Annotated in this window: 7 protein-coding genes; 6 read left to right on the forward strand and 1 reads right to left on the reverse strand. The window is 63.4% G+C overall.

Features of this window, described 5'->3' with window-relative positions; all coding sequences use genetic code 11:
* Positions 1-38: 38 nt before the first annotated feature.
* The 6 genes from AC1D0I_RS10905 to AC1D0I_RS10930 all read left to right on the forward strand — a co-directional run bounded on the left by AC1D0I_RS10905 (position 39) and on the right by AC1D0I_RS10930 (position 14,625).
* Entirely contained in the window at positions 39-1,967 is a 1,929-nt protein-coding gene (locus AC1D0I_RS10905) for an autotransporter assembly complex protein TamA (protein WP_477395012.1), read from the forward strand.
* Positions 1,968-1,970: 3 nt separating this feature from the next.
* Positions 1,971-8,024, forward strand: a complete 6,054-nt coding sequence (locus tag AC1D0I_RS10910; RefSeq protein ID WP_477395014.1) for a translocation/assembly module TamB domain-containing protein — start codon at positions 1,971-1,973, stop codon at positions 8,022-8,024.
* A 265-nt stretch (positions 8,025-8,289) separates the two neighbouring features.
* Entirely contained in the window at positions 8,290-9,942 is a 1,653-nt protein-coding gene (locus AC1D0I_RS10915) for an ABC transporter substrate-binding protein (protein WP_477301921.1), read from the forward strand.
* Between the two features lie 225 nt (positions 9,943-10,167).
* Entirely contained in the window at positions 10,168-11,202 is a 1,035-nt protein-coding gene (locus AC1D0I_RS10920; RefSeq protein ID WP_477226940.1) for an ABC transporter permease, read from the forward strand.
* A 12-nt stretch (positions 11,203-11,214) separates the two neighbouring features.
* A complete protein-coding gene (locus AC1D0I_RS10925) occupies positions 11,215-12,372 on the forward strand; it encodes an ABC transporter permease (RefSeq protein ID WP_477395015.1) in 1,158 nt (385 codons plus the stop codon).
* Positions 12,373-12,432: 60 nt separating this feature from the next.
* On the forward strand, positions 12,433-14,625 hold the full coding sequence (locus tag AC1D0I_RS10930) for a dipeptide ABC transporter ATP-binding protein (protein WP_477395017.1): 2,193 nt from the start codon (positions 12,433-12,435) through the stop codon (positions 14,623-14,625).
* Positions 14,626-14,657: 32 nt separating this feature from the next.
* Here the strand turns inward: AC1D0I_RS10930 and AC1D0I_RS10935 are convergent, their stop codons facing one another.
* Positions 14,658-15,248, reverse strand: coding sequence for a transglycosylase SLT domain-containing protein (locus AC1D0I_RS10935; RefSeq protein ID WP_477395019.1), 591 nt, complete (start codon positions 15,246-15,248; stop codon positions 14,658-14,660).
* Positions 15,249-15,390 lie beyond the last annotated feature (142 nt).

The raw sequence follows: 15,390 nt of genomic DNA on the forward strand, positions 1-15,390 counted from the left end.
TTCATTCCAATTTTAGGTTTTCATTCTAGGTTGTCTTAATGCCGGCGCATGAAGAGCAGATGTCAGGAGGTACCGCGCCAGGGCGTGTGCTTTCGCGCGCCCTGCTTTTGGTCATGATCTGCTCAACCGCGCTTGTCGCCGAGGCCGGAAATGCTGCTGCTTTCGAGCTTTTCGGCATCAAGCTGTGGGGATCGTCGAAAGACGAGGACGCCGACATCGTCGACCCCCTGCGCTATGCCGTCACCATTTCCGCGCCAGATGCCGACAAGGATCTCGTCAAGAAGCTCGAAAATGCCTCGGCCCTAAACAGTGACGAGGAACACCCGGTTTCCGGCTCGCTCGGGCTGATGGCCAAGGCGCGTAGCGACCGTGAGCAGTTGGTCGCGGCGCTCTATGCCGACGCCCGCTATGAAGGCGTCGTCACCATCACCATCGATGGCAAGCCGCTCGATGATTTGCCCCCCGATGCCGAATTCAAGGGCCCGCAACCGGTACCGGTGGTCATCGATATCGCCAGCGGGCCGAAATTCACTCTCGGCAATGTCCGGTTGGAGGGTGATGCGGCGGGGCTGATGAGCGCCGATTATGGCCTGATCGCCGGCGGCGACGCCGGATCCGGCGCCGTGCTCAAGGCCGAGGCGCTGATCGTGCGGGCGCTGAAGCAGGAGGGCAGGCCGCTAGCCAAGGTGACCGACCGCCAGATCGTCGCCGACCATGCCACCTCGACGCTCGACGTGACGCTGACGGTCGCCGCCGGGCCGGTCGCCGGCTATGGTGACACCACGGTGGAAGGCACCGAGAAGGTCGATCGCGACTTCACCGAATACATGACCGGCCTCAAGCGCGGCCGGCAATACTCGCCCGACGAGATCAGCGATGCGCGCGACCGGTTGCTGGCGCTTGAGGTGTTCAACAGCGTGACGTTCAGGGAAGCCGACAAGCTCGATGCCGACGGCAACATTCCGATCGGCGTCCAGGTCAGCGAGCGCAAGCCACGCTATTTCGGTGTCGGCGGCACCTTCTCCAACACCGATGGCCTCGGCCTGGAGGGCTATTGGGGCCACCGCAACCTGTTTGGCCGGGCCGAAAAGCTGCGCATCGAAGGGGCCATCAGCGGTATCGGCAGCAACGACCTCAGCGAGCTCAACTATAATGCTGGCATCATGTTCGAAAAACCGGGCGTAATCGGGCCCGCCTCGAAGTTCTTCGCCAGGTTCAAGACCGTGCTCGAGCATCCGGACGCCTATGACCATTTCTCGGTGAAAGGCAGCACCGGCCTGTCCTACGAACTCACCAAGAAGCAGACGGTTTCGGCGGAAGTGTCGCTCGACTATTCGCGAATCCACGATGCTTTCGGCAAGCACAAATATCTGATCGCCAGCATTCCGCTGCAGTATGTCTACGATAACCGTGACAACCGGCTGAACCCGACCGGCGGCTTCCGGGTGCTGGCCTATGCCGAGCCGAGCTATGACATTCTGAACGGTGCGGCCTTCCTCAAGCTCAAGGGCGAGGGTTCAGCCTATCAGTCGCTGGATTCGGCTTCGAAGTTCGTGCTGGCCGAGCGTGTGGCCGTCGGCTCGATAGTCGGCACCAGCCTCGAAAATGTACCAGCCGACCGGCGCTTCTATTCCGGCGGCGGTGGTTCGGTGCGCGGCTATGCCTATCAAGGCATCGGCCCCAAGGATTTCACCGGCCAGCCGATCGGTGGTCTGTCCTTCTTCGAGACCTCGGTCGAGATGCGCATCGCCATCACCGACACGATCGGCATCGTGCCGTTCGTCGATGCCGGCACGGTGTCGACCAAATCGGTGCCCAATTTCTCCGACGTCAAGGTCGGCGCCGGTGTCGGCCTGCGCTATGTCACGCCATTCGGGCCGCTGCGCATCGACGCGGCCGTGCCGCTCAATCGAGATCCAGACGATCCGCATTTCGGCATCTATGCCGGCATCGGACAGGCGTTCTGAGCGATGAAGATATTCAGGCGCATCCTTCGCATTGTCCTCTACACGCTGCTCATTGCTGTCGCCGGGGCGATCGGCGCGCTGGTGGTGCTGACCAAGACCGAGCGTGGACGCGACAATCTTGCCGGCATCATTTCGCGGCTGGCGTCGAGCGGTGACCGCAAGATCACCGTCAGCGGTATCGACGGCATCTGGTCGGGCGCGCTCAGCGCCGACCATATCGTGCTGGAAGACCGTGAGGGCGCCTGGCTGTTGGCGCGCAAGGTCGCCGTCGACTGGTCTCCGCTGGCACTGCTGTCGAGAAGCTTCAGCGCCGACCGCATCGCGGCCGGGCGCATCGAACTGGCCCGGCTGCCGGTGGCCAGCGCGCAGCCGGCGCAGAGCGGCGGCACGACGACGCTGCCGGTCTCGCTTGACATCAAGCAGATCGACCTTCCCGAAATCGCGCTCGGCCAGGATCTGGCTGGCAGCGGCATCGCCGAACTTGCCGCCAAGGGCATGCTCAAGGTCGACGCCGCGCCGCTGGCGGTCGAGACGACGCTCGACGTCACCCGCCATGACGGCAAGCAAGGCAATGTCGATGCCAAAGTCCATTTCGCGCCAGCCGACAACAAGCTCGACCTTGATCTGAAGGCATCGGAGCCGGCGGGCGGCATCATCGCCAACCTGCTCAATCTGCCTGATACGCCGCCGGTCGACATCATTGTCTCGGGGACGGGCCCGCTGGCCAACTGGAGCGGCATCGGGACCTTCGTTGTCGACGGCCAGATCGTCACCCAGCTCACAGGGCGCCATCAACTGACCGACAAGGGCAATCACATCGAGGCCAAGGGCGACGGTGATTTCGCGCGCTTCCTGCCGGAGAATTTGAAGACGCTGTTTGCCGGCAGGACCAGCTTCGATGTCGCTGGCACCGCCACATCGGCGGGCGGTGTCAGTGTCGACCGCGCCAGCATCGACAGCGATGCGGTGCACGGCACCGCGTCCGGCATCGTCGACCCTGCCGGTGCCAGCGATCTCGCGGTGGAACTCGCCGCCAAGGGCGCGCCTGTGGTGATCAGCGTTGGCAGCAAGGCGCAGCCGATCACGCTGGCGATCAACAACGCCACCGCACGCGCGTTCGGCGACGGCAAGACGCCGATCATCGACATCGGCGCCTCCTTCGTTTCAATCGTCGCCGGCGGCACGCGGTTGGACGACCTGGCGGCGCAGATCCATTCGGACGGCTTCGATATCCAGAACCGCGCCGGGCCGGTCACCGTCAAGCTAGCGGCGGGCGGCCTCAAAACCGACGTGGCGACGCTGGCGCCCTTGGTCACCGGCAAGGTCAATGTCGATCTGGCCGGGTCGGTCAGCAAGGACGCCATTGCCATCGACGAAGGCACGCTGCGCTCCGACGCGGTCAACGCCTCGCTGACCGCCACGGTTGCACTTGCCGACCTGTCGATGCAGCTCAAGATGAATGCCGATGCCGTGGCGACGGCCTTGCCGCCGCAGATCGCCTCGGTGCTCGGCGCCCGGGTGAAGTTCTCGGCCGCGGCGACGCGCGATCCGCAGGGATCCTTCGCCGCCAACTCGATCTCATTGACCTCCGGCACGCTCAGCGCCAGTGGCACGGCTAGCGCGCAGGGCACCGACATCCAGGCCGATATCAAGGGCAAGCTGGGCGACGTTTCGGTGCTGTCGCCGATGGTCGGCGTGCCGGTGGCCGGCGGCGTCGATTTTGCACTGTCGGCAAGCGGCGCCAGGACAGCGCCGGATTTCACGGTCTCCGCCGACAGCGACAGCCTGACGGCTTCGGGCCGCACGGTGAAGAGCATAAAGCTGACGGCAAGCGGCAAGGCCGACATTGCCAGCCCCTCCGCCAATGTCTCGCTGACCGGTTCCGTCAACGACCAGCCGCTCGACATCAAGGCGGCGCTGGTGACCAGCGAAGGCAAGCGTTCGATCAATGGGTTCCTGGTTTCGCTTGGCGACAACAAGGTCTCGGGTGACCTCGCGCTGGATGACAAATTCATGCCCTTGGGCACGCTGACGCTCGCCGCGCCTGCTATCGACCAATTGGCAGCGCTCGCCGGCCAGGCGGTGACGGGCGACATCGACGGCACCATCCGCTTCGCCAGGGATGGCGACCTGCCCTCGGTTGCCATCGACGCCAAGAGCACGTCGATCGCGCGCGGCGAGGTGACGGCCAAGGCCATAACCGTCAATGCGCTGATTGCCAATTATCTCAAGGCGCCGGCGATCGCCGGTTCGATCAAGGCCGACAGCGTCGCCTCCGGAACCACGGAAATCGGCGGCATTGGCGTCGACCTGAAGCGCGATGGCGACTGGACCAATTTTACCGGTGGCGCCACCATATCGGGCATTCCGGCGACCGCTGCCGGCCGGGTCAAGATCGCGGACGGGACGACCAGCGTCGAGATTGCTTCGGGTGAAGCCACGGTTCGCAGCATCAAGGCCGCGATCGCGCAGCCATCGACGTTGAGCATTGCCAATGGCACGACTAGCATCGAAAAACTGGCGCTTGATGTCGGTGGCGGCTCGGTGACGCTATCCGGCACCGCCGGCCAGGCTCTCGATCTGGCGGCGCAGTTTTCGGCACTGCCGGCGGCAATCGCCAATGATTTTTCGCCCGGTCTCGATGCCGTGGGCACGCTCGGTGGTACCGCTGAAGTGACCGGGCCGCCATCTGCGCCCGAGGTTCGGTTCGACGCACAACTGGCCGGCGTCGAAACCAGCCAGACCCGGCAGGCCGGGCTCGGGCCGCTCGCCGTCGATGCGGCGGGCAGCTACACCACGGCCGGCGGCGTCGTGCTCGATCATGCGACGCTCACAGGCGACAAGATTTCCGGCAAGGCGGCGGGCACCCTCAACCCGAACGGCGCCAGCGATTTTGCCCTCGATCTCGCCTCGGCCGGAACCAGCTTGCCGCTGACGCTGGGCAGCGCGGAAAGCCCTATCAAGCTTGAACTGCAGGCGCTGTCGGTAAGGGCAGCGGGGCAGGGCACGCAGCCGCGGCTCGACATTTCGGCGTCGCTGCCGTCGGTCGCCACCAAGCTGACCAAGGTCGAGGGCGTCGCTGTCGCCCTGCATTCCGATGCTTTCGATCTGAAGGCTCGGACAGGACAGATCTCCGGTACAGTGTCGGCCGACCAGATTGGCCTCGACAACCCAACGATCGCGCCACTGATCGCCGGCAAGGTCACGGCCAAGGTTGCCGGCAGCCTCGCTACCGACGCCATCACCATCGACAGCGGCTCGGTGACGAGCGATGCGCTGAACAGCGACTTTAGCGGCCGGGTATCGCTGGCCGACGGCGCCATCGAGCTCAATTTGAAAGCCGACGCAGCCTCCGCGGCGCTGCCGGCGGCGGTGCGCGGCGTGCTTGCCGAACGCGCGGAACTGAGTGCTGCGCTGAAGCGCGATGCGTCGGGCAATGTCAATGTCGATGGATTGACGCTCGCCTCCGGTGCACTGACTGCCGAGGGGCAGGCCAGCCTTGCCGACAGCAAGGTCGCCGCCGACATCAAGGGCGCGCTAAGCGACATCTCGCTGCTTTCGAAAGACGCCAAGGGCGCCATCGCCTTCGCCCTGAACGCCCAGGGCCCGGCGACCGCGCCCGATCTGTCGCTGACGGTCGACAGCGACCGGCTTTTGGTGGCCGCGCGCGAGATCACCGGGCTGAAGCTCACCGCCACCGGCAAGGCAGATGCCGCAAACCCGGCGGCGAATGTACAACTCACCGGCAATGTCGCCGGCCAGCCACTGCAAGGCAGTGCGGTGCTGGCGACGGCGGACGGCAAAAGCGCCATCAACGGCCTGCTGCTGTCGCTTGGCAAGAACAGGATCTCCGGCGATCTGGCGCTGGACGAGAAGTTCGTGCCGGTCGGCACCATCGCGCTCGACCTGCCCGATATCGGCCCACTTGCGGCACTTGCGCTGGAAAAAGCGGAAGGCGACGTGCGCGGCACCATCGCCTTTTCCAAGAACGGCACCGCGCCGCAAGTCGCGATCAAGGCGGCGACGGCGTCGATCTCGCGCGGCGATTTGCAGGCAAAGGCCGTTTCCGTCGATGCGCTGATCGCCAACTATCTCGCGGCTCCGGTGATTTCCGGAAAGATCCGCGCCGACACCGTCACATCCGGCGGCACAGTGATCAGCGGCATCAATGTGGATTTGAAGCGCGATGGCGACTGGACCGGCTTTTCCGGTGGCGCCACCGTCAAAGGCATCCCGGTGCAGGCCGCTGGCCGGGTGAAAGTGGCCAACGGCACGACCACCATCGAGCTTGCTTCCGGCCAGGCCACGGTCAAGGGCATCAAGGCGGCCATAGCCCAGGCCTCGACCGTCAGCATTGCCAATGGCACGACGACGCTGGACCGGCTGGTGCTCAACCTGGGTGGCGGAACGGCGACGGTGACCGGCAAGGTTGGCACGGCGCTCGACATCAACGCGACGCTGGCCCGAGTGCCGATGTCACTTGCCAACAGTTTCTCGCCGGGCCTCGATGCCGCCGGTTCGATCTCGGGCACAGCGAAGGTGACGGGTGCGCCGGCGAGCCCCGCTGTTGCCTTCAACATCGACGCGACCGGCGTGCAGACGTCGCAGACCCGGGGTGCGGGTGTCGGTGCGGTGAGTGTTTCTTCGTCAGGTACCTTCGCCGCCAACAAGCTGACCTTCAACGCCAATGTCAGCGATGGAGCCGGCCTTGGCCTCAAGGGCGGCGGCACCGTGACGACGGCAGGCACGCCGGCGCTGGTGCTCGATTTCAATGGCGCCGTGCCATTCGGTCTGCTTAGCCAGAAGCTTGCCGCGCAGGGGCTGTCCCTGTCTGGAACGGCCAATGTCAACATGCAGGTTCGCGGTCCGGCGACATCGCCGGTCATCGGCGGCTCGATCAGCACCTCCGGCGCGCGCCTGGTCGACGCGCGCTCGGGCCTCGCGGTCAACGATATCGCCGCCGACGTATCGATCGCAGGCGGCGTCGCCAGGATCAACCGGCTGACCGGCACGCTGTCGACGCGCGGCAGCCTGTCGGCCAGCGGCACGGTCGGCATCAACCCGGCGCAAGGATTTCCGGCCGATCTGTCGATCAAGCTGGTCGACGGCCGCTATACGGACGGCCGCGTGGTGACCGCCAATCTCGGCGGCGACCTGACGATCAAGGGGCCGCTGACCTCCGCACCGGTGATTGCGGGCACCATCAATCTCGCCAAGACGGTGATCACGGTTCCAGACAGGCTGCCAGGTTCGCTGTCGGCACTCGACGTCAAGCACAAGAATGCGCCAGGTGCCGTGCTGGCGCAGGACAAGGCGCTGCGCCCGCCGACGGCCGGTGGCGGTGGCGGCGGCAGCGGCCTCGTCCTCGATGTCACGATCAACGCGCCGAACCAGATCTTCATCCAGGGCAGGGGCGTCGATGCCGAACTCGGCGGCTCGCTCCGGCTGACCGGCCCGGCTTCGTCGCCGCAAGCGGTCGGCACCTTCACACTGCAGCGCGGGCGGCTGTCGATTCTTGGCAAGCGGCTGACCTTCACCGAGGGCACGGTCGGCTTCTCCGGCTCGCTGGTGCCTTATCTTAATTTGACGGCGACAACGACGACGACCTCCACCACCGTCACCATCGTGGTGTCGGGTGAGGCGACCAATCCGAAATTCATTTTCTCCTCGGTGCCGGCGCTGCCCGAGGACGAGGTGCTGGCGCAGCTGATCTTCGGGCGCTCGATGTCCAACCTGTCGCCRCTGCAGATCGCCCAGCTCGCCGAAGCGGCCGGGCAACTGGCCGGGGTCGGCGGCTCGACGTCGCTGCTTGAAAACCTGCGCAGTGCGATCGGCGTCGACGATCTCGACGTCACCACCGACGACCGGGGCGGCACGGCGGTTTCGGCGGGCAAGTATCTGAACGACCGCACCTACGTGACGATCCAGAAAGGCGACAAGCCCGGTTCCGGCAAGGCGACCATCGACCTCAATGTCGGGCGCGGCGTCAAACTGCGCGGCGAGGCCAATGATGCCGGCGAGGCCAAGGGCGGCATCTTCTACGAGAAAGAATATTGATACTTCGACGGGGCTTTTGGCCCCATGACGGCCCAAGGCTGGCGCTGTTCGGCCTTCAGTAAATGTCTCAGTTTATTCGACTATCGAGATTCCAGAGGAATCAGTCGGGCAGTAGCAATTTTGCGCCAAGACTGTCGTTATCACGCGAACCGCCCGCTTTCCAAAGTTGCACATTCGCTAACATGTTCCAATCCAAACCGGCTTTGACATCATGGCCTGGATGCGGAATGTTAAAAGGCGGAAAGCCAACAATGGGAGTTAAGTCATGACAATTTATAAGAGTAACGGCGATCGCGTTCCCGATCACATCCTGGCCATGGCCGAAGACGCCAAGGCAGGCACGGTGGATCGCCGCGAATTCCTGGCCATGGCCAGCGTGTTCGGCGCGTCGACGGCAATGGCTTACGGCTTGCTCGGCCTCGCCGACCCGACGCCGGCGAAGGCCGAAGAGGTAAAAGGCAAGAAGGGCGGCACGCTGAAAATCGCCCAGTGGATCAAGGATCCGAAGGACCCGCGCAAAGCCGACTGGTCGGAAATCGCCAATGCCGAGCGCCAGGCGCTCGAGCCGCTGGTCAAGTACACATCCGAATACACGTTCCGCCCCTATCTGCTGGAAAGCTGGGACGTGAACGACGACGCCACGCAGTACACGCTGCATGTGCGCAAGGGCGTCACCTGGTCGAATGGCGACCCCTTCACCGCCGATGACGTCATCTTCAATCTCAAGCGCTGGGCCGACAAGAAGGCCGAAGGCAATTCCATGCCCGGCCGTCTCGGCTCGCTGGTCAAGGACGACAAGCTCGACGAAAGCGCCGTCACCAAGCCGGACGACCACACGGTCGTGCTGAAGCTCTCCAAGCCCGATATCGCACTCATCCCCAACATGTGCGACTATCCCGGCCTGATCGTTCACAAGAGCTTCGATGAGAAGGGCGGCGATTTCAAATCCTGCCCGATCGGCACCGGCCCGTTCGAACTCGTCTCCTACGATGTCGGCCAGAAGGTGGTCTACAAGCGCCGTGCCGACGACAAGTGGTGGGACGGCGAAGTGTTCCTCGATGGCCTGGAATTCATCGACTATGGCACCGATCCTGCAGCCATGGTCAGCGCTTTCGAAGCCGGCGAAGTCCACACCAACTTCGAGACCTCGGCCGACTATGTGTCGATCCTCGACGGCATGGACCTGGTCAAGTCGGAAATCGTCACGGCGTCGACCATCGTTTGCCGCACCAACGTCAACAACAAGCCCTATGGCGATCAGAAGGTGCGCAACGCGTTGCAGCTTGCGGTCGACAACAATGTCGTTCTTCAGCTCGGCTACGGCAATGCCGGCACCGTTGCCGAAAACCACCATGTCTGCCAGATTCACCCGGAATATTTCGAGCTTGCGAAGGTCGCCCGCGATCCGGCCAAGGCAAAGGCGTTGATGGCGGAGGCAGGCCAGGCTGACTTCGAGCACGATCTGATCACCGTCGACGAGGACTGGCACAAGAACACCGGCGATGCGATCGCCGCCCAGATGCGCGACGCCGGCCTCAAGGTGAAGCGCACCGTGCTGCCTGGCTCGACGTTCTGGAACGATTGGACCAAGTATCCGCTGTCGATGACCAACTGGAACATGCGGCCGCTTGGCGTCCAGGTGCTTGCGATCGGCTATCGCACAGGCGAGGCCTGGAACGAGACGGCCTGGTCGAACCCCGACTGGGACGCCAAGCTCAATGCAGCGCTCGCCGTTGCCGACGCCGCCAAGCGCAAGGAAATGATGAAGGACATCGAGCAGATCCTGCAGGATTCCGGCATCTTGATCCAGCCGTACTGGCGCAAGCTCTACAGCCACTCGGTCAAGGCGGTGCAGAACTACAAGATGCATCCGACCTTCGAGCGCGACTACGGCAAGGTCTGGCTCGACCAGGCTTGATCGCACGGACAAGGGGAAGGGGGCATCAGCCCCTTCCCTCGCTGTTGGCATCATCCGTCCCTGTAGGTCCGCTTCTCAAAAAAGTTGCGGACTCCCGGGCAAGGTCATGCAACAAAAACAGGGTTGATCGCATCCGAAGGCCTGTTTGACAGCCAGCCCCGCCGGTCACGGCAGGGTTGGCTTTCATAGCCGGCTCAAACCCCAACCCATCGGCAGGGGACCGCCATGCTTTCTTTCGTTATCAGGCGCCTTGGCACCATGGCATTGACGATGCTGTGCCTGACCATGATCGTCTTCTTCCTGATCAACCTTGAACCCAATCTGAAGAAGCTGGCGATCAGCCAGACCGAAATGCATACCTCGGCCGAGCAGCTCGAAAGCTGGCTGGTCAACCATGGCTACCGGCAGAACTTCTTCGTCCGCTATGGGCAGTGGCTGGGCGTCGTGCCCAAGCAGCCGGTGACCGACCCGGCGACCGGCAAGCCGGCGCAGCGTTTCTCCTTCTGCAACGATCCGGTCGTGCCGACCTTCGCTGGCGTTCTCGAGGGCGATTTCGGCTGCTCTACCAAATTCAAGGCTAGCGTCGCCTCGAAACTGTTTCCCGCCCTTGGCGCGACCGGCACCCTGATGCTCTGCGTGCTGGCGGTAATGGTGCCGATCTCGCTGCTGATCGGCATTCTGGCCGGCATGCGCGAAGGGTCGCGAACCGACCGCGTGCTGTCGGTGGCCTCGATCGCCTCGACCGCGACACCCGAATATGTGTCGGGCGTCATCTTCACCGTCATCTTCGCCTCATGGCTTGGCTGGTTGAACGGCTCGGCGGCATCGGCCAGCCAGGGCATCACCTTCTACAATTTCACTTTGCCGGTCATGACGCTGGCGATCTACGGCATCGGCTACATCGCCCGCATGACGCGCGCTTCGATGGTCGAGGTGATGACGCAGCAATATATCCGGACCGCCCGATTGAAGGGTCTCTCCTTCGGCAGCGTGGTGGTGAAGCACGCGCTGCGCAATGCGCTGATCGCGCCATTCACCGTCATCATGCTGCAGTTTCCCTGGCTGCTCACTGGCGTCGTCATCGTCGAGGTGATGTTCCGCTACCAGGGCTTCGGCTACACGCTGGTCGAGGCTGCCGGCAACAACGACATCGACCTGCTGCTCGGCTGCTCGCTGGTTTCGGTGTTCATCGTCTTGATCACGCAACTCATTTCCGATGTCGGCTACGCGTTTCTCAATCCGCGTATCAGAGTTCAGTAGGGGGCGAAGCGGATGCCGATCCAATACATCAGTTCCTTCACCGTCGTTCTCGAAGTGCTGTCGCGCTTCTGGCCGGTCTGGATCGCGCTCCTCATCGTCATGGGAGCGAGCTTCGCCTACAAGAAGAAGCTGGCGCTCTACGGCCAGCTGTTCGACAGCGGCGTCGGCATAGTCGGCGTCGGCATCTGCCTGTTCTGGCTGTTCACGGCGATCTTCGCCGCGACCATCTCGCCCTTCGATCCGCTGGCCCAGGTCCCGATCATGAAGGACGTGCTGCCGGGCGCCATCGAACCGCAATCGGGGCTGACGTATCTATTCGGCGGTGACAAGCTGGCACGCGACGTGTTTTCGCGCATGGTCTATGGCAGCCAGATCGTGCTGATCATAGCGCCTGCCGCGACGGGCTTCGCGCTGATGGTCGGCATCACGCTCGGCTTGCCGGCCGGCTACTACGGCGGCAAGATCGACACAGTGCTGTCGTTCCTGGCCAATCTGGTGCTGGCCTTCCCTGTGATCCTGCTGTTCTACCTGCTGGTGACGCCGGGCATCATGGACACGCCGATCCCCTATGCGATGGCCGGCGTGTTCTTCCTGTTTCCGATCATCTTCTTCAGCGTGCTGTTCTGGACGCGCTACAAGAACCGGCCCGATCGGCTCTACATCCTGCTCGGCATCACCCTGATCGTCGGTGGCTGGATCTATGCCGGCCTGGTGTTCGACGCCGATCCGCTGAAGATCGTGCACATCGACCCCAACCAGCTCAACATCTTCGTGGCGGTGGTGTTCGCCTCCAGCCCCGGCGTGTTCCGCATCGTGCGCGGCCTGGTGATGGACATCAAGACGCGCGATTATGTGGCGGCCGCACAGACGCGGGGTGAATCGCCCTGGTACATCATGCTGTGGGAGATCCTGCCCAATGCACGCGGGCCGCTGATCGTCGATGCCTGCCTGCGCATCGGCTACACCACGATCCTGCTCGGCACGCTCGGCTATTTCGGCCTTGGCCTGGCGCCCGAAAGCCCGGACTGGGGCACCGCGATCAAGGACGCCAGCCGCCTGCTGCGCTCCTTCATCCACCCGGCGCTGCCGCCGACGATCGCACTGATGTCGTTCGTGCTGGGCTTGAACCTGTTGGCCGACTCGCTGCGCGAACAATCGATGAAAGACTGATGGACGGATCTTCAACCCCAAGAGCGAAGAGCCGGCCTGAAACAAGGATTGGAGCGACCCATGAATGAGGCAGTTCGAAATCCCGCCAAGCCGACCAATGGGCCGATCATCGAGATCGAGAACCTGTCGATCTCCTTCTTCACCCGCAAGGGCGAGATCCCGGCGGTCATGGATTTTTCCTGCACGGTCATGCCGGGCGAGGCGATGGGCATCGTCGGTGAATCCGGCTGCGGCAAGTCGACCGTGTCGCTCGGCATCATGCGCGACCTCTCCAATATCGGGAAGATCGTCGGCGGCAAGATCAAGTTCCAGGGCAAGGACATGGGCGAGCTCTCCGACGAGGAGCTGCGCGCCATCCGCGGGAACAAGATCGCCATGATCTACCAGGAACCGATGGCGAGCCTCAATCCGGCGATGAAGGTCGGCCAGCAATTGATGGAAGTGCCGCTGATCCACGACAAGGTGTCGAAGGAAGAGGCTTACAAACGGGCGCTCGAAATGGTGCGTTCGGTCAAGCTTCCCGACCCCGAGCGCATGATGCGCTCCTATCCGCACCAGCTTTCGGGCGGCCAGCAGCAGCGTATCGTTATCGCCATGGCGCTGCTGTCGAAGCCGGCGCTGCTTTTGCTGGACGAGCCGACGACGGCGCTCGACGTGACGGTGGAGGCGGGCATCGTCGACCTGGTCAAGGGGCTGGGCGAGAAGTTCGGCACCTCGATGATCTTCGTGTCGCACAATCTCGGCCTGATCCTGGAGACCTGCGACCGCATCACGGTGATGTATTCGGGCGAGGCGGTCGAGACCGGCAAGATCAAGGACGTGTTCGACCGCATGCGCCATCCCTACACGCAAGGGTTGTTCCGCTCGATCCCGCTGCCCGGCGCCGACAAGAATTCACGGCCGCTGATCTCGATTCCTGGACAGCTGCCGCTGCCGCATGAGCGGCCGAAGGGCTRCAATTTCGGCCCGCGCTGTCACCATTTCGTCGAGGGCGTCTGCAATGCCGCCGAGATCCCGATGATCGAGGTCGCGGGCCACGAAGGCCATTTCTCGCGCTGTGTGYGTTTCAACGAGATCGACTGGGAGGCCCTGCCGCCCGGCGCCAAGAAGGTCAATGAGCGCGTCGTGCCCGGCGCCCCGGTGCTCAAGATCGAGGATCTGAGAAAATACTACAAGGTCGGCGGCAGCGAGGTGTTCGGCTCGAGCGAAGGCCGCGTCGTCAAGGCCAACGAGACGATCTCGTTCATGGCGCGCGAATCCGAGACGGTCGCCATCGTCGGTGAATCCGGCTGTGGAAAGTCGACATTGGCCAAGGTGCTGCTCGGGCTGGAGACGGCAAGCTCCGGCAGTGTGACGCTGGGCAACACGGAAATCCAGTCGACCGGCATCGAGAAGCGCAGCGTCGACACCGTGTCGTCGATCCAGATGGTGTTCCAGAACCCGTTCGACACGCTCAATCCCAGCCACTCGGTCGGATCGCAGATCATCCGCACGCTGGAGAAATTCAACGTCGGCAAGACGGTTGCCGACCGCCGCAAGCGCATGCTGGAACTGCTCGACCTGGTGAAGCTGCCGCGGGCGTTCGAGACCCGCAAGCCGCGCCAGCTTTCCGGCGGCCAGAAGCAGCGCATCGGTGTGGCGCGCGCCTTTGCCGGCGACGCCAAGGTGGTGGTGGCCGACGAGCCGGTGTCGGCGCTCGACGTGTCCGTGCAGGCGGCGGTGACCGAACTCTTGATGGACATCCAGCGCAAGAACAAGACGACGATGCTGTTCATCAGCCACGATCTGTCGGTCGTGCGCTACATAGCCGACCGTGTCGTCGTGATGTATCTCGGCTACATCGTCGAGCAGGGCACGACCGACCAGATCTTCGCGCCGCCCTATCACCCCTATACCGAGGCGCTGCTGTCGGCGATCCCGATCGCCGACACCAGCGTGGTGAAGCGGCACATCGTGCTGGAGGGCGACATTCCTTCGGCGATGAACCCGCCGTCGGGCTGTCCCTTCCAGACACGCTGCGGCTACAAGAAACTTGTGCCGGACAATCTGTGCGAGACCAAGGTGCCGCCGGTCAAGAACCTGGGCGACGGTCATATGAGCCTGTGCTGGCTGGCCGACGACGTGCTGGCCAAGATGGAGCCGGTGATCAAGTTTGACAAGGAACACGCCGCGCATGAGGGCGTGCCGGAAGATGCGCCGCATGTTTCGGAGACACCCGCGCCCAAGCCTCCACGCGGCAAAAAGCCGAACTGACGGGCGCAGCCGGAGTTAGCGCAGCGGCGCGTTCAGTTGCCGCACTGGCTCAGCTGCTGCGCATAGTCCCGCGCCATCTTTTCGGTGGCCCTCGCATAGCCCTGGACGCCGGCATCGCCGCGGTTGCCGCGGCCATAGGCGGTCCAGCCGAGATAGTAGGCGAGATAGAGATTGTAGGTGTCGTTGCGGGCAACACCATAGCTGTCTGCCGTCTTGGAGTGATACCAGCCGACGAAATCGACGGCGTCGGCAAATTTGGTCCGCCGTGCCGCCCAGTTGCCGGTCTCTCTCTGATATTGCGACCATGTGCCGTCCAGTGCCTGCGAGAAGCCGGTGGCCGACGAGACGTGTTTCCATGGAATGAAGCCGAGCAGCTTGGTGCGCGGCGGCCGGGCGTTGCTCTTGAAGCCGGATTCCTTGCGCACCGTTGCCATCAGCACGGGGACCGGCACGCCGTATTTCTGCTGCGTGCGCTCGGCGGCCGACTGCCAATTGTCGAACCAGCCATCGTTCTGGTCGAAGACGGCGCAGACATTGTTGATATGACTGGGCGCCGTGGCGCAGGCCGAAAGCGCCAGCAGCACGCAAACCGCACCAATTTTACTAAAACTCGAACTACGCATTGGAGGAGCAATAGGGCGAAAACATAAAAGGAATCTTGCGACGTTCGTTAATGCCTCACCGGCGCAGCTGCTCGACAAAATCCAGTACCAATAAAACGACGCATTTTGTCGTTTTTCCTAAATGGACACTGCAGAAATGCCG

Source organism: Mesorhizobium sp. P2_D1 (assembly GCF_056404455.1).

Excerpts from the sequence above, each read along its gene's own strand:
- AC1D0I_RS10935 (WP_477395019.1), bottom strand. The coding sequence starts at position 15,248 with ATGCGTAGTTCGAGTTTTAGTAAAATTGGTGCGGTTTGCGTGCTGCTG.
- AC1D0I_RS10920 (WP_477226940.1), top strand. The coding sequence starts at position 10,168 with ATGCTTTCTTTCGTTATCAGGCGCCTTGGCACCATGGCATTGACGATG.
- AC1D0I_RS10915 (WP_477301921.1), top strand. The coding sequence starts at position 8,290 with ATGACAATTTATAAGAGTAACGGCGATCGCGTTCCCGATCACATCCTG.
- AC1D0I_RS10925 (WP_477395015.1), top strand. The coding sequence starts at position 11,215 with ATGCCGATCCAATACATCAGTTCCTTCACCGTCGTTCTCGAAGTGCTG.
- AC1D0I_RS10905 (WP_477395012.1), top strand. The coding sequence starts at position 39 with ATGCCGGCGCATGAAGAGCAGATGTCAGGAGGTACCGCGCCAGGGCGT.